This window comes from Streptomyces himastatinicus ATCC 53653, assembly GCF_000158915.1.
Classification (GTDB): domain Bacteria; phylum Actinomycetota; class Actinomycetes; order Streptomycetales; family Streptomycetaceae; genus Streptomyces; species Streptomyces himastatinicus.
Map to the genome: position 1 here is coordinate 2209295 of NZ_GG657754.1, position 15567 is coordinate 2224861.

Sequence of the window (15567 nt, forward strand, 5' to 3'; positions counted from 1 at the left end):
GTGCCGCTCCCAGGCGTCCGCGAAGGCTTCGGCCTCCGGGCGCGCGCCCGTCACCCCGGTGATCCCCGGCCGGTCCGCCCCGGCGAGGGTGCGGGCCAGCGCGTCCGCCGCCGCCACCGGCATGGCGGAGAGCAGCGGCGGATGGGGCGGGGTGCGGACGAAACCACCGTCGACGGCGCCCGAGGGCGCCCGCCACCAGCCGTAGACCGGCGGCTGGTCGCCGTAACGGCCGCTGCCCGCCGCCTCCAGCGAGGAGACGACGGTGAGGAGCACGGTGTGCCGGACCGGGCGGGCGCGCAGGAACGCGCCCGCGGCGGCCCGGAACGCATCGAGGTCGTCGGTCGTCGTCCACGCCATGCCGTCCAGGCTGGCGCGGGCGCCCCGCCCGGCGCATCTCATTTATCCCCGAGCGGCTGCCCCCGAGCGGCTCCCCCGAGCGGCTCAGCAGCTCAGGTTCGAGCCGGGGGTGGTGCCGAGTATCTGGACGAACCTCTGGTACGCGTCGATGCGGCTCTGCACCTGGCCCGGGTTGGCGCCGTTGCACTCCAGGCTGCCGTTGATGCTGCGGATGGTCTCGCCGAAGCCGCGCTGGTTGACCATGGCGTTGTGCGGGGTCATGGTGCCCGGGCCGGTCTGGGTGTTCCAGTACCAGAGGGCGGTCTTCCAGGACACCGCGGAGTCGTTCTGCACCAGCCACGGGTTGTTCAGCAGGTCGATGCCCAGGGCGTCGCCCGCGGCCTTGTAGTTGAAGTTCCAGCTGAGCTGGATCGGTCCGCGGCCGTAGTACGCCGCCTGGCCCGCGGGGCAGCCGTAGGGCCGGTTCCAGTCGCAGTAGTGCGGGTAGTTCGCCTGGTTCTGCTCGACGATGTGGACGAGACCGCCGGTCTCATGGCTGACGTTGGCGAGGAAGGCGGCGGCCTCCTGCCTCTTCACGGTGTCGCTGCCGGTGTTCGCGAAGCCGGGGTAGGCGCCGAGGGCCGCGGTCAGGCCCTGGTAGCTGTAGAAGCCGTTCCGGTTCGGGAACATCTGGTTGAACTGCGCCTCGCTCACGACGAAGCCGGAGTTCCCGCCCCCGCCGCAGTCGTACGGCTCCCAGTACCAGGTGCTGATCACCGGGTCGTAGCCCGGGTTGTCGTGTTCGGCCCGGTAGTACCTGCCGTCGGTGTACCGGACGATGTCACCGGTCACATACCACTTGCCCGCGACCCAGTCCGGGTAGCTACAGGCCGCGCGCGGGGCCGTGTCCGCCGTGCCCGCCGGGTCCGCCGACGCGGAGGCCATGGGCATGCCAAATAATAAGGCGCACGCCGCCGCCAGCGCGGCGAACCATGCCATGGCGCGTCGTCTCCACATGGGACCACCCCTATCCTCGTGTTGTCGGAGGACACTCAAGCGGCTTGGTCTATACCAGTCAAGGTCCAGACCAAGCCGATATGGGGTGGACGCGCCCGGCTCAGGTATCGCGCTCCGGCACAATACTGAAAGCATGCACGCACGAGATTATTTTCGGAAAGGGCGTCTGCTGAGCGTGCGGAGCGTCGCCGGTCAGGTGTTCCTCCTCCAGCTCGTGGTCGTCATCGTCCTCGTCGCCGCGACCGTGGCGGCCCTGGTGGTCCAGGCACGGCGCCAAGGGACGCAGGCGGCCCGTAACGAGGTGCTGGTCGCCGGCGAGGTGTTCGCGAACTCTCCGGGGATCGTGAAGGCACTGGACGGCCCCGACCCGACCGCGGCGCTCCAGCCGCGCGCCGAGGCGGCCCGTAAGCAGTCCGGCCTCGACAACATCGTGGTGGCGACCACGAACGGGATCCGGTACACCCACCGCGACCCGGCCCAGATCGGGAAGCACTACGTCGGTCCGTACAAGCAGGCGGTGCACGGCAAGGCCTTCACGCACATCGTCACGGACCCCCTGGGGCTGTCCGTGTACGCGGCGGTGCCCGTGTTCCGGCCCGATGGCTCGGTCGCCGGCATCGTGAGCCCCGAGATCACGGTCAACAACGTGAACGAGGAGGCGGAGCGGCAGCTGCCGGTGCTCTTCGGTGCCGCCGGTGGCGCGCTCGTTCTGGCCGCGGGCGGGTCGGCGCTGGTGAGCGGGCGGCTGCGGCGCCAGACCCGTGGCCTCGGCCCGATCGAGATGACACGGATGTACGAGCACCATGACGCGGTGCTGCACGCGGTGCGGGAGGGGGTGCTGATCATCGGGGGTGACGGACGGCTACTGCTGGCCAACGACGAGGCGCGGCGGCTGCTGGACCTGCCCGCGGACGCGGAGCAGCGCCGGATCACGGACCTCGGTCTGCCGGACGCCACCGCCGAGCTGCTGTCCTCCGGCCGAACGGTCACCGACGAGGTGCATCCGGCGGGAGAACGGCTGCTGGCGGTCAACCTGCGGTCCGTCGAGAGCGAGGGTACGACGGGCAGCGTGGCCACGCTGCGTGACACCACGGAACTGCGTGATCTGGCGGGCCGGGCCCAAGTGGCACGAGAGCGCCTGCGGCTGCTGTACGACGCCGGGGTGCGGATCGGCTCCACACTGGACGTGGTGCGCACCGCCGAGGAACTGGCGGAGGTCGCGGTGCCCCGGTTCGCCGACTTCGTCACCGTCGAGCTGCTGGACCCGGTCCTGCGCGGCGAGGAACCGGACGGCGCGAGCACCGAAATGCGCCGCACCGCCCTCCGCGGCATCCGCGACGACCAGCCCCTCTTCCCGGTGGGCGAGCTGATCCGTTTCGTCCCCGCCAGTCCCGTGGCCACCGGTGTGACCACCGGCCGCGCGGTACTCGAACCCGATCTGGCCGCTTCCGACGGCTGGCGGCGGCAGAATCCGGAACGTGCCCGGAGCGTCCTGGACTACGGCATCCATTCGCTGATCTCGGTGCCGCTACAGGCGCGGGGCGTCGTGCTCGGGATGGCCAACTTCTGGCGCTCGGAGAGCGGGCCCTTCGAGGAGGAACACGTGTCCTTCGCCGAGGAGCTGGCCGCCCGGGCGGCCGTGTGCATCGACAACGCGCGGCGTTTCACCCGCGAGCACACGACGGCGGTCACCCTTCAGCGCAGCCTGCTGCCCAGCGAGCTGCCCGAGCAGTCCGCCGTCGAAGCGGCCTTCCGCTATCTGCCCGCCCAGGCCGGGGTGGGCGGGGACTGGTTCGACGTCATCCCGCTGCCCGGTGCCCGGGTGGCCCTGGTGGTGGGTGACGTGGTGGGCCACGGCCTGCACGCCGCCGCCACCATGGGCCGCCTGCGCACCGCCGTGCACAACTTCTCCACCCTCGACCTGTCACCCGACGAACTCCTCGGCCACCTCGACGAACTCGTCACCCGCATCGACCAGGAGCACGCCGCGGAGGACAACGACACGCCCCTCACCGGAGCCACCTGTCTGTACGCGATCTACGATGCGACCTCGGGGCAGGCCACCATCGCCCGGGCCGGTCACCTCGGCCCCGCCCTCATCGACCCCGACGGCTCCGTCACCTGCCCCGAGGTCCCCGTCTCCCCGCCGCTCGGCCTCGGCGCCGGCCTGCCGGTGGAGACCGCCGAACTGCATCTGCCCGCGGATACCCGGCTGGCCCTCTACACCGACGGACTCATCGAGAACCGCGACCGGGACCTCGACACCGGACTGGACCTTCTGCGCCAGGCCCTGGCCCATCCCGGCCGGACGCCGGAGCAGACGTGTCAGGCGGTGATCGAGGCGCTGCTGCCCGCCCGCCCCAGCGACGACATCGCCCTGCTGGTGGCCCGCGCCCGGAGGCTGGACCCCGGGCAGGTCGCCGAGTGGGACGTGGCGGACGACCCCACCGCGGTCGCCCCCACCCGCGCCGCCTGCGCCCGCCGGCTGGAGAGCTGGGGCCTGGAGCACATCGCCTTCACCACCGAGCTGATCGTCAGCGAACTGGTCACCAACGCCCTCCGCTACGGCACCGCCCCCATCCGGCTCCGTCTGCTGCACGAACCCAACAGCCTGATCTGCGAGGTCTCCGACAGCAGCAGCACCTCCCCGCACCTGCGGCGCGCGGCCGCCACCGACGAGGGCGGCCGAGGGCTGTTCCTCGTCGCCCAGTACGCCCAGCGCTGGGGCACCCGGTACACCGCCCGCGGCAAGGTCATCTGGACCGAACAGTCCCTGCACCCCGACGCCACCGAACCCACCGCGGCCACGGGCGAGGACCTGCTGGACCAGTGGGACGACGCGGGCTTCTGACGCCCGGCGGCCCATCGGATCAGGTCTCGCGCTCCGGCACATAGGTCTCGGCGTCCAAGCCGAAGGTCCAGGCCACGCCCTCGCGGGCGGTCCGGGTGCGGGGCGGTACGCGCAGCCAGTACGTGCGGTGGGTACCGTCCGGCTCCGGCGTGGAGTTGACCACCTCGACCATCACCACCGGCTCGTCGGCGGCCAGGTCGATGCGCCACAGCACACCCGTCTCGTCCCGGTGGACGGGCTGCGCGCCGGACTCGTCGAGATAGCGGTCGTAGCCGTAGTGCTCCAGCATCACCCGGCGCAGCTCCGCGTTCTCCTCGGCGCGGATCCGGTCCGGGGTCAACTCACCCAGCCGGGCCAGGAATTCCGCGGGCACCGGCATGCCGCGCCAGGCGTACAGCGCGAAGCCGTCGGGGAAGGCCAGGGCGGGGCCATCGCCGCGGTCGAGGCGGCCCGCTTCGTCGCGGTGCAGCTCGACCGGGCGCTCCGCGATCACCACGGCCTTCTCGTACGGCCACCACCAGCCCGCGGCGCGGGCGACCGCGGACGGCCCGGCGAGCCCGTCCTCCGGGCCGTCGGCGACGGAGGCCAGCCAGGGCGCGTCATGCTGTCCCAGCACCGCGTCCAGCAGGGCGAGCCGGACGGCCGTCTCCCGGTCCGCCCGCTCCGTGCCCGTGCCCTCCGCCAGGGACTCGATGACGCCCGTGCGGATGCGCTCCGTCAGCGCCCGGGTGACGTCCCACAGCGGCGCACCCGTCAGCGCCCAGCGCTCGGCCCACCCTGACGGGCCCAGCGCGGTGTGCGCCCGCTGCCGGGCGCGCGCCCAGGGACGGGTGCGCACCGCGTCCCGCACCGAGGCGCCCGCGGCGCCCGCCACCGGCTCGATCCCGGCGTCCGCCAGCGTGTCAGCCGCCCGCTCGGCGACCTCGCCCGGCAGCCCCTCCCCCTGCCCGGTGAGCAGCAGCGCGGCCGCCGTACCCGCCCGCGGGGAGCCGGTCCACACGATCCGCTCCGGCGGCGCCAGCCCGGCCTGTTCGTACGCCAGCAGGATGCCCGCCTCGGCCGCCTCGCGGTCCGCGGGGCCGGTCGCCGCCGCCACCGCCCGCCAGTCCACCGCCGTCGTCATCGACATCGTCGCCACCCGTGTCTCCGTTGTCGTCATGCGTTCTCGTCCCCCGCTCTCAGTCCGCCACGACGCGCACGGCGCCCGGCACGTACTCCCGCTGACGCACCACCCGGTACCACCCCTTGGGCAGCGGTATCGCCGCGTGCTCCTCGTGCACCACCCGTCCGCCGTCGGGGAGATGGAGATACGAGGCGCCGAACGGCCCCGACTCGCGGACCAGCGTGCCCGGTCCGACCACCGCGTGCGCGTGCCCGGTCACCTCGCCGAGCGCCAGCACCAGCCGCCCCCGCCCGTCCCGGGGCTGCTGCGGCAGCGCCTCGGTGCCCGGCGGCAGCGACTCCCGCGCCACCGGCACGATCAGTACGTCTCCCTGTCGGTACATGCCCTCCCCTTCCCCCGCGGCCTGGATCGCGGCCGCAGCCGTCATCGGTCCACCGGTCAGCCGTAGGGCGGCCGGTCGATGGTCCTGACGGTACGCAGGGGGTCCGACAACGGCCGCCCGACAACTCCCGCCGGGGCGACTGTCGGTGGCGCTTGGTACAACTCTTCGCACGCCATCCGGGATCAGGCACGCCCGATCGAATCCACTGGGAGAACCCGCGCCATGAGCTACGCCGAACACCTGACGGAACTGCACGGACTTCCGGTCGAGGACTTCCCGCTGCCCGACGAGGAGGACCCGCAGCTGCCCGAGGCGGGCACCGTGGCGTGGCGCATCTCCTACGACCCGTACTCCGAGGAATCGGGCGAGATCTTCGAAGAACGCTTCGAGCGGTTCCTCACCACCGTCGATGCCTCCCGGGTGCGGGCGCTGATCATCGGTCAGTGGGGCGAGACGTACGAAAAGGACGCCGGGGTGATCGTCGATCTGCTGGTGGCCGCCAAGGACCGGCTGACCTCCCTCGAAGCGGTCTTCATCGGCGATCTGGAGACGGAGGAGGCCGAGATCTCCTGGATCGAGCAGTCCGATCTGACTCCGGTTCTGGACGCCTACCCCGGGCTGCGGGAGCTGGGCGCCCGTGGCAACGCGGGCCTGCGGCTCTCCGCCGTCAAGCACCAGAATCTGCGCAGGCTCCGCTTCGAGACCGGCGGGCTGGCCGGCCACGCGGTGCGCGGTGTCGCCGAAAGCGATCTGCCCGCCCTCGAATACCTGGAGATGTGGTTCGGGGTCGAGGCGTACGGCGGCAGTGCCACCGTCGGCGACCTCGCCCCGCTGCTGTCCGGCGGCCGCTTCCCCGCGCTGCGCCACCTCGGCCTCCAGAACAGCGAGATCCAGGACGAGATCGCCGCCGCCGTCGCCTCCGCGCCGGTCGTCGCCCAGCTCGCATCGCTCGACCTGTCCATGGGCGTGCTCACCGACGAGGGCGCGGCGGCCCTGCTCGACGGCCAGCCGCTCACCCACCTCAAGCGGCTCGACCTGGACCACAACTACTTCTCGGAGTCGATGGAGCGGCGGCTGCGCGACGCCCTGGAGCCGTCCGGAGTCGAGGTCGCGCTGTCCGAGAAGGGCCACGAGGACGAGTACGACGGCGAAGTGAACCGCTACACGGCCGTCGCCGAATGATGGCCGCCCGCACCCGACCACAGACATCAGGACATACGTGAGGAGCGTCCAGCCATGATCGGCCACTATCGGGAGTCCTTCGCCGGTCTGCCCGTCTGCGACTTCACCACCGCGGACACCGGAGCCGACGCCACCGATCTGCCACCCGCCGAATCCGTCGCCTGGCGGATCGCCACCAACTGGGACGACACCCGCCCGTTCACCGAGCAGTGGACGGCGTTCCTGGACACCGTGGCGGCCGACCGCATCCGCGCGGTGGTCATCGGGTGCTGGTGGAACGATGACTACACCGATGTGCGTCCGGTGCTCGACGCCCTGATCGCGTCCGCGGACCGGCTGCCCGCGCTGCGCGGGCTGTTCCTCGCCGACGTGATGTCAGAGCAGTGCGAGCTGTCCTGGCTGCGGATGGACGACGTCACGCCCCTCCTGGAGGCGTATCCACGGCTGGAGGAGTTCGTGGTGCGCGGCTGCGGCTCGGGAGATCTCGCCTTCCAGCCGCTGCGCCATGAGCGGCTGCGGGTGCTGCGGTTCGAGTCCGGCGGGCTGCCGGGCGAGATCGTCCGCGCGGTGGGCGCGAGCGAGCTGCCCCGGCTGGAGCACCTGGCGCTGTGGCTGGGGGTGGAGCAGTACGGCGGCGATGCCACGGTCGCCGATCTGGCGCCGGTCCTCTCCGGCGCCCGCTTCCCCGCGCTGACCCATCTCGGGCTCCAGGACAGCGAGATCCAGGACGAGATCGCCGCCGCCGTCGCCTCCGCGCCGGTCGTCGCCCAGCTCGAATCGCTCGACCTGTCCATGGGCACGCTCGGCGACACCGGCGCCGAGGCCCTGCTCACCGGCCAGCCCCTGACCCACCTGGGGCGGCTCGACCTGCACCACCACTATCTGTCCGACGCGATGATGCGGCGGGTGTGCGACGCCCTGGAGCCGTCCGGGGTCGAGGTGAACGTGTCGGAGCAGGAGGAGCCGGACGTCTGGGACGACGGCGATGACGGCGAGGAGGAGGAGTACCGCTATGTCGCCGTCTCCGAATAGCGTGCGGCTCGCGGTCGTCGGCAATCCCGGCCATCGCCGGGTGGAGATGTTCACCGACGCCGCCCTGGCCGCCGGGCTGGCCGCGCCGCGCGTACTGGCCTGGCGCGATGTGCTGTGCGGCGGTGCGGAGTTCGAGCCGGGCGAGATCGTGCGGATCGAGTCGCCCGGCGAGGACCACGAGGTGGACGAGCTGCTGCGGGGCGCCGGGGACCCGACCCGGGTCGAGGGCACCGCCCGCTGGTACGCCCGGTTCACCGACGCAGCACGGACCGTCGCCAAGCACCAGGGTCGAGATCGCCGACTTCCTGGCGGTGGCCGCCGACGACCTGGCCGTGCTGTTCGACAAGCGACTGTCCCACGGGCTGCTGGACGCGGCCGACGTCCCCGTGCCGTATTCGCCGACCTCCGGTCCGCAGGCACCGCCGGTGCGCGGCTGGGACGATGTGCGGGCGGCGCTCGGCACGGGCGGCATGCACCGTGCGTTCATCAAGCTCGCGCACGGCTCGTCCGCCTCCGGGGTGCTCGCGGTCGAGTACGCGGGGCCGGGCCGTATCCGCGCCACCACCTCGGTGGAGCGCGCGGAGGACGGCTCGCTCTTCAACTCGCTGCGGGTCCGGCGGTACGACACGGAGCGGGACATCGCCGCGATCCTGGACACGCTCGCCCCGGACGGGCTGCACATCGAGCGCTGGCTGCCCAAGGCGTCCCAGGACAAGCGCGCCGCCGATCTGCGGGTGGTGGTGATCGGTGGCCGGGCGACCCATGCCGTCGTGCGGACCAGCCGCTCCCCCATGACCAATCTCCATCTCGGGGGCGTACGAGGCGACTTGGCCGCCGCCCGCGCGGCCGCGGAGGCGGCCGGGGTGGCGTGGAGCACGGTGCTGGGCACGGCGGAGCGGGCGGCGGCCTGCTTCCCGGACACCCTGTGCGTCGGGGTGGATCTGCTGCCCGGCACCGGGTGGCGGCAGTTCGCGGTCGGCGAGGTCAACGCGTTCGGCGATCTGCTGCCCCGGCTGACCGGGCTGCCCGGCAGCGGCGCCGAGGGCCAGGACACGTACGCGGCGCAGATCGCCGCCGTGGTGCGCGCGCACGGGGAGGACCACCAGGATGTCTGACGCCACGCTCTCCGAACCCGATATGAACGCCGTCGTGGGCAGCCACGATCTGCTGCTGGTCACCCTCGACACCCTGCGCTACGACGTCGCCGCCGAGCTCGCGGCCGACGGCCGGATCCCGAACCTGACCGCCCGGATGCCGGGCGGGGTCTGGGAGGAACGGCATGCGCCCGGCAGCTTCACCTACGCCTCCCACCAGGCCATGTTCGCCGGTTTTCTGCCCACCCCGGCCCGGCCGGGCCCCCACCCGCGGCTGTTCGCGGCACGCTTCGCGGGCAGCGAGACCACGGCCGGGGGTACGTACGTCTACGACACCCCCGACCTGGTGACCGGGCTCGCGGCGGCCGGGTACCGCACGGTGTGCATCGGCGGCGTCGGGTTCTTCACCAAGCGGGGCCCGCTGGGCTCGGTGCTGCCCGGCTACTTCCAGGAGAGCCACTGGGAGCCGGAGTTCGGCGTCCCCTCCCCCACCTCCTTCGAGGCGCAGATCGCCTGCGCCGAGCAGGTGGTGAAGGAACTCGACCCGGACCGGCGGCTGTTCCTGTTCGTCAACGTGTCCGCGCTGCACCAGCCCAACTGGTTCCATCTGCCGGGCGCCACCCGCGACAGCGGCGACTCGCGCGCCTCCCACGCCGCCGCGCTGGAGTACGTCGACCGCCACATCGGCCGTCTCTTCACCGCGATGAGCGGCCGCGGTCCCGGCTTCGCGATCGTCTGCTCCGACCACGGCACGGCGTACGGCGACGACGGCTACACCGGCCACCGGCTCGGCCACGACGCCGTCTGGACCGTGCCGTACACCCACTTCTTCCTTGGGACCCGATGACCATCACCACCACCGTCCGCCCGTACCAGTCGTACGTCTACGCCTATCCGCACAAGACCGCATACCACGCGCTGACGGACCGGCCCGCGCTGCGCGAGCTGTGGGCGGACGAGCCGAAGGACGCGCTGTCGCTGTATCTGCACATCCCGTTCTGCGAAGTGCGCTGCGGCTTCTGCAATCTCTTCACCCGGATCGGCGCCCCGGAGGGCCTGACCACGGCCTATCTGGACGCGCTGGAGCGCCAGGCGGACGCGGTGTCCGAGGCGCTGGGCGACGGCGCCCGATTCGCCGCCGCGGCCTTCGGCGGCGGCACCCCGACGTTCCTGGAGGCGGCCGAGCTGGAGCGGCTGTGCGACATCGCCGAGAAGCGGATGGGCGCGGATCTGGCCGCCGTGCCGCTCTCCGTCGAGGCGTCCCCGGCCACCGCCACCGCCGACCGGCTCGCCGTGCTCGCCGCCCGCGGTGCGACGCGGCTGAGCCTGGGCGTGCAGAGCTTCGTGGACGCGGAGGCGCGTTCGGCGGTCCGGCCGCAGCGCCGGGCCGACGTCGAGGCGGCGCTGACCCGGATCCGCGAGGCGGGCATCCCCGTCCTCAACATCGACCTGATCTACGGCATCGACGGCCAGAGCGAGCGCAGTTGGCTGCGTTCCCTGGACGCGGCCCTCGCCTGGCGCCCCGAGGAGCTGTATCTCTACCCCCTCTATGTCCGCCCGCTGACCGGACTCGGCCGCAAGGAGGTCGCCGAGAGCGACCACGAGTGGGACGAGCGGCGGCTGCGGCTGTACCGGCTGGGCCGGGACCATCTGCTCGGACGCGGCTATGAGCAGGTCTCGATGCGCATGTTCCGCCGCGCGGACGCGCCCTCGACCGCGTCCGCGACCGGCGGCGAGGACTACGCCTGCCAGACGGACGGCATGATCGGCCTGGGCTGCGGCGCCCGCTCCTACACCTCCGGGCTGCACTACTCCTTCGACTACGCGGTCGACATGCGGGAGATACGCGGCATCATCGACGACTACGTCTCCCGGCCCGCGGCCGACTTCGGGCACGCCGAACACGGCCGGGCGATCACCGGCGACGAGGCCCGCCGCCGCCATCTGCTCCAGTCCGTGCTCCAGGCCGAGGGCCTGGACGTGGCCGCGTACCGGGCGCGGTTCGCCGCCGACCCCGCCGAGGACTTCCCCGAGGAGCTGGCCCGGTTCGCCGCGCGCGGCTGGCTGGATCCGGCCGCGGAGCCCGGCCGGCTGCGGCTGTCGGCGGAGGGTCTGGCGCACTCCGACGCGCTCGGCCCCGAGCTGTTCTCGCCCGCCGTGCGCGCCGCGATGGCCGCGTACGAGGCGAAGTGACCGGGGCGGCGCCGTGGACCTGACGATCCTGTACCGGGGCCCGCTGGCCTCCTGCGACTACGACTGTCCGTACTGCCCGTTCGCCAAGCGGCGCGACAGCCGGGAGGCGCTGCGCGCCGACCGGGCCGCGCTGGAGCGCTTCACCGCATGGGCCAGGGAGCAGTCGGGCGACCGGCTGTCGGTGCTGTTCACGCCGTGGGGCGAGGGGCTGACGCGCTCCTGGTACCGCCGTGCGCTCACCGAGCTGAGCCGTCTTCCGCATATCGAGCGGGTGGCGATCCAGACCAATCTGAGCTGCCGCACCGACTGGACGGCCGAGGCCGACCGCGACACGCTCGCGCTGTGGTGCACGTACCACCCGGGCCAGACGCCGCGGGACCGGTTCCTGGCCAAGTGCCGGGAGCTGGCCGCGCGCGGGGTGCGCCACAGCGTGGGGATCGTCGGTCTCCCCGACCATCTCGACCAGGCCCGGGAGCTGCGCGCCGAGCTGCCCGAGCAGGTCTATCTGTGGGTGAACGCGGCGGAGGGCCACACCTACACGGACGCCGAGGCCGCCGACTGGACGGCGCTCGATCCGCTCTTCGGCTACAGCCGCCATCCGCACCGGAGCGCCGGTCTGCGGTGCAGGGACCGGCGCCTCGGTGATCTCGGTGGACGGTGACGGCACGGTGCGCCGCTGCCACTTCGTCCGTACGGAGCTGGGCAATTCTGTACGACGGTTCGTACCGCGCGGCGCTGCGGCCCCGGGCCTGTCCGCTCGCTGTGTGCGACTGCCACATCGGCTACGTCCACCTGGAGTCGCTGCCGCTGTACGACGTGTTCGCGGGCGGGGTCCTGGAGCGGATCCCCGCCACGCTCACTCATCGGTCCTTGCGGCCCACCCCGCCGTAGACCCCGACGGACGCGAGCGCCCCGGCGTCCGGCGGCGGCCCGTCCGGGCGCCACAGCGGCGCCCGGACCAGCCCCGGATCGAGCATCGTGAACCCGTCGAAGAACGGGACGATCCCGGCGTGACCGCGCAGGCTCAACCCGGGCGGTGGACGTCCGGTACACCTCGTCGGCCACCCGGTCGGGGCCGTGGAAGTCCACGGTGCCGTGGCTGATCACCAGATGGCTTCCGGGGACCATCGGCTCGGTCAGGGTGGCGATGATCCCCGCCGGGTCCTCCGTGTCCGAGATGAAGTGGAGGACGGCGACCAGCAGCAGTGCCACGGGCCGGGAGAAGTCGATGCCGTCGCGCACCGCCGGATGCGCCAGGATGTCGGCGGGTCTGCGCGCGTCGGCCGACGCGAAGTGCGTACCGGGGGTGCTGGTCAGTTTGGCGTCCGCGTGCGCGGCGACGATCGGGTCGTTGTCGATGTACACGACCCGGGTGTCCGGGGCGATCTCCCGGGCCACTTCATGGGTGTTGGGCGAGGTCGGTATGCCCGTCCCGATGTCGATGATCTGCCGTACACCGCTCGCCACCACCGTACGGACGGCGCGCAGCAGGAACTGGCGGTTGGCACGGGCGCTGTCGAGGATGTCAGGGGACTGCCTGATGATGCGCTCGGCGGCCTCCCGGTCGATCTCGTAGTTGTCCTTTCCTCCCAGGTAGTAGTCGTACATCCGGGCCGGATGCGGTTTGCTGGTGTCGATGTCCTGGCCGGACACGAGCGATTCGGAGATCCGCGACGCGGATAATCGCTGGCCTGGTAATCGCTGACCAGATAATCGCTGTCCGGGTAATCGTCGGTCGGTCACACCATGTCCCCTTGTCTGTCCCCCTCGTTCCCCCTCGGTCGCGCGGGCGTCACAGGAGCAGGAAGTCGGCCTCGCCCGCCTTCGCCCCCTGGATGAAGCGCTTCATCTCCAGATGGGTGTAGATCAGGGCCGGTCCGTCCGGGTCGGTCGACTGGCGCAGCGCCACCCGGCCGTCCTTCAACCTCATCGCCTCGACGCAGCTTCCCCCATTGCCACCGCTCCACGGCTTGTGCCAGCCCTCGGAACCGAGGTCCCTGGCCGGCATGCCGCTGTAGGCGCGGCTCCCGCATATGCGATCCATCGTTCAGATCTCCTTGCGAATGCCACTCAGAATGGCCTGAGTGGTCTGTGCAGGCGCGGCCTGCGCGCACATCCGGTCCAGGGCCTCCAGGAACGCCGATACGTCATCGCGCTGGTCGAAGTAGGAGCCGCTGACGAGCGTCTCCGTATACGCGATATCGGGCAGCTCCGGGATCGGGAACCGGAAGATATGGAAGGGGCCGTACATCGCCGGGTGCGGGCCGGCGTCGAACGGCATGACCTGCAGTCTGATCTGGGGTGAGTCGGCGACCTCGATCAGCCGGCCGATCTGGGCCCGCATGGTCTCGGACCCGCCGATGGGACGGCGCAGCACCGTCTCGTCCATCACCACCCACAGCATCGGCGGATCGGGGCGGCGCAACAGGGCCTGCCGCTCCAACCGCAGCGCGACGTTGCGCTCGATCTCGGTCTCGGGGGCGTGCGGCATACCCGCGCGGAGCACCGCGCGGGAGTAGTCCTCGGTCTGGAGCAGGCCGGGGATGTAGTGCGGTTCGTAGGCGCGGATGAGGTTGGCTTCCACCTCGAGGCTCACGAACGTGTTGAACCAGTCGGGCAGGACGTCCCGGAACCGGTGCCACCAACCGTTCTTGTTGGCCTCCCTGGCAAGGGAGAGGAAGGCCTCGACCTCTTCGGGGTCGGTGACGCCGTACGTGCGCAACAGCTTCTCGACGTACGGGAGCTTCAGGCCGACCTCGGCCTTCTCCATGCGCCGGATCGTGGCATGGGTGACGTCGAGTGCCCGCCCGGCCTGTTCGAAGGACAGCCCGGACTTCTCGCGAAGGTCCTGGAGTCGCTTGCCGAGCACGACCCGCAGGACGGTCGGGGCACCACCCGACCGCGCATCCGCCACTATCGTCCCCCTCCACTTACTGTCACAACACAGCAGTCTGGCACGGGCTCAGCTTTCGGAACAGTCTGTCCTTGCGATTCTGTAATTTACAGACTGAACCTTGTCACAAGCGATCGTGACAGAGCATAGTGTGGACGTGGCTCCTTCCTACGAGGCTCTCCGGTTAGGGCACAGCGGCTCGACGGTCGCTGCGTGCCTTCAGGACGCGTTTCGTCTCCCGGCGCTGAGCACGTCCGTCGCGGAGGCGAGAAGGCATGTCGTCCTGCGGCTGCGCTCATGGGGTGTCGACCAGGACACCCGTGACAGCGCCGAATTGGTGGTTTCCGAGCTCTTCACCAACGCGGTCCGCCACACCTCCAGCGACGAGGTGCGCTGCTCCTTGCAGCTGATGGGGACCCGGCTGCGGCTCGAGGTGGCCGACCAGGGCTGCGCGCGCACGGTGCCGCAGGCGCGGTCGTCGGTGAGCGTGGATCAGGAAGGCGGACGCGGGCTGATGCTGGTGGAGGCCCTGTCCCAGGCATGGGGCGTACGGCCCCACACGGGCGGCGCGGGCCGCGCCGTATGGGCCTACCTGGCCTGAAGGGGCCTACCTGGCCTGAAAGCTGAGGCTCAGGGCCGCAGCGGCAGCAGATCCGGGCGCTTGGGCTCCACATGGTCCCCCGAGGACACCCCGCGCAGCCGCCGCCCGATCCACGGCACCAGATACTCGCGCGCCCAGTGGATGTTGTCCCGGCGCACCTCGGCGGGAGTGCGCAGCCCCTCGTCCGGCCACGGCTGATCGGGGTCGGCGGGCACCTCGAGGCCGAGCACCTGACCGGCCCGCAGCGCGACCCGGGTGTGCCCGTCGGCCGACAGATGGAGCCGGTCGTCGTCCCAGGCCCGCCGGTCCTGCACCGAGCGCAGCGACCACAGGTCGAGCACCGGGCAGTCGTAGCGGTCGGCGATCGCCCGCACATGGGCCGTGTACGTCGCGATCTTGCCCCGCAGGTGGCGGAGCACCGGGATCCCGCGGGTGTCGAAGCCGGTGCACAACAGCACGGTGGGCACCCGGGCGGTGAGGTCGGCGACGGCGGCCTCGTAGCGCCGGGCGACATCGTCGGGGTCGCTTCCGGGCCGCAGGATGTCGTTGCCGCCCGCACAGAAGGTGACCAGGTCGGGACCGAGGTCGATCGCCCGCTCCACCTGCTCCTCGACGATCTGGTCCAGGAGCCTGCCGCGCACCGCGAGGTTGGCGTAGCGGAATTCGTGTTCGGGCCGCCGGTCGGAGAGAAGGACGGCGAGCCGGTCGGCCCATCCGATGAAGACGCCGTCCGGGCCGGGATCGCCGACGCCCTCGGTGAAACTGTCCCCGATGGCTGCGTACGACCCGATCACTTCACTGATGAGTCTTTGCGAATCGTCTGCCACATCCGGACATCATTCACCCCGACACGTGACCTACGC

The 15567-nt window shown here is 71.7% G+C and carries 12 protein-coding genes and 4 pseudogenes; 8 read left to right on the forward strand and 8 right to left on the reverse strand.

From position 1 onward, the window contains the following. A pseudogene (locus tag SSOG_RS53400) lies at positions 1-357 on the reverse strand (GNAT family N-acetyltransferase); the annotation flags it as partial. Between the two features lie 84 nt (positions 358-441). Next, positions 442-1353, reverse strand: a complete 912-nt coding sequence (locus tag SSOG_RS08735; protein WP_009713850.1) for a glycoside hydrolase family 19 protein — start codon at positions 1351-1353, stop codon at positions 442-444. 133 nt (positions 1354-1486) lie between these two features. Between SSOG_RS08735 and SSOG_RS08740 the strand changes: the two genes are divergently transcribed. Then, positions 1487-4204, forward strand: coding sequence for a SpoIIE family protein phosphatase (locus tag SSOG_RS08740; RefSeq protein WP_050799822.1), 2718 nt, complete (start codon positions 1487-1489; stop codon positions 4202-4204). Between the two features lie 19 nt (positions 4205-4223). Here SSOG_RS08740 and SSOG_RS08745 read toward each other — a convergent pair whose 3' ends face one another. Together SSOG_RS08745 and SSOG_RS08750 are read right to left on the reverse strand one after the other, a co-directional pair. Then, positions 4224-5327: a DUF6745 domain-containing protein gene (locus SSOG_RS08745; RefSeq protein ID WP_039940834.1), complete on the reverse strand. Its 1104-nt coding sequence runs from the start codon at positions 5325-5327 to the stop codon at positions 4224-4226. A gap of 55 nt (positions 5328-5382) precedes the next feature. Continuing rightward, positions 5383-5709 carry a hypothetical protein gene (locus tag SSOG_RS08750; RefSeq protein WP_009713853.1) on the reverse strand — a complete coding sequence of 109 codons (327 nt, stop codon included), beginning with the start codon at positions 5707-5709 and terminating at the stop codon, positions 5383-5385. Positions 5710-5931: 222 nt separating this feature from the next. Between SSOG_RS08750 and SSOG_RS08755 the strand changes: the two genes are divergently transcribed. The 6 genes and pseudogenes from SSOG_RS08755 to SSOG_RS08780 all read left to right on the forward strand — a co-directional run bounded on the left by SSOG_RS08755 (position 5932) and on the right by SSOG_RS08780 (position 12101). Further along, complete coding sequence (locus SSOG_RS08755) at positions 5932-6891, forward strand: STM4015 family protein (RefSeq protein WP_039936955.1); 960 nt, start codon at positions 5932-5934, stop codon at positions 6889-6891. A gap of 54 nt (positions 6892-6945) precedes the next feature. After that, positions 6946-7923, forward strand: coding sequence for an STM4015 family protein (locus SSOG_RS08760; protein ID WP_039936956.1), 978 nt, complete (start codon positions 6946-6948; stop codon positions 7921-7923). Further along, a pseudogene (locus tag SSOG_RS08765) lies at positions 7904-9038 on the forward strand (STM4014 family protein). Before SSOG_RS08760 ends, SSOG_RS08765 begins: the two are co-directional and overlap by 20 nt. A 22-nt stretch (positions 9039-9060) precedes the next feature. Continuing rightward, positions 9061-9864: an STM4013/SEN3800 family hydrolase gene (locus SSOG_RS08770; protein ID WP_039936957.1), complete on the forward strand. Its 804-nt coding sequence runs from the start codon at positions 9061-9063 to the stop codon at positions 9862-9864. Further along, positions 9861-11210 carry an STM4012 family radical SAM protein gene (locus tag SSOG_RS08775; protein ID WP_009713858.1) on the forward strand — a complete coding sequence of 450 codons (1350 nt, stop codon included), beginning with the start codon at positions 9861-9863 and terminating at the stop codon, positions 11208-11210. Before SSOG_RS08770 ends, SSOG_RS08775 begins: the two co-directional genes overlap by 4 nt. 13 nt (positions 11211-11223) lie before the next feature. Then, positions 11224-12101: pseudogene (locus tag SSOG_RS08780) on the forward strand (STM4011 family radical SAM protein). Here SSOG_RS08780 and SSOG_RS08785 read toward each other — a convergent pair. The 3 genes and pseudogenes from SSOG_RS08785 to SSOG_RS08795 all read right to left on the reverse strand — a co-directional run bounded on the left by SSOG_RS08785 (position 12071) and on the right by SSOG_RS08795 (position 14124). Beyond that, positions 12071-12818 (reverse strand): annotated as a pseudogene (locus SSOG_RS08785) (SAM-dependent methyltransferase). The pseudogenes SSOG_RS08780 and SSOG_RS08785 overlap by 31 nt on opposite strands. Positions 12819-13002: 184 nt before the next feature. Further along, a complete protein-coding gene (locus tag SSOG_RS08790; RefSeq protein ID WP_009713861.1) occupies positions 13003-13254 on the reverse strand; it encodes a DUF397 domain-containing protein in 252 nt (83 codons plus the stop codon). Positions 13255-13257: 3 nt separating this feature from the next. Continuing rightward, a complete protein-coding gene (locus SSOG_RS08795) occupies positions 13258-14124 on the reverse strand; it encodes a helix-turn-helix domain-containing protein (RefSeq protein WP_009713862.1) in 867 nt (288 codons plus the stop codon). Between the two features lie 136 nt (positions 14125-14260). Here SSOG_RS08795 and SSOG_RS08800 point away from each other — a divergent pair, with 136 nt between their 5' ends. Continuing rightward, the gene (locus tag SSOG_RS08800; RefSeq protein ID WP_234364982.1) at positions 14261-14704 is read left to right on the forward strand and encodes an ATP-binding protein; all 444 of its coding nucleotides are present in this window, start codon (positions 14261-14263) and stop codon (positions 14702-14704) included. Between the two features lie 29 nt (positions 14705-14733). On the opposite strand, the gene SSOG_RS08805 is transcribed toward SSOG_RS08800, so the two are convergent. Further along, complete coding sequence (locus tag SSOG_RS08805) at positions 14734-15531, reverse strand: SGNH/GDSL hydrolase family protein (RefSeq protein ID WP_009713864.1); 798 nt, start codon at positions 15529-15531, stop codon at positions 14734-14736. Between the last annotated feature and the right edge of the window lie 36 nt (positions 15532-15567).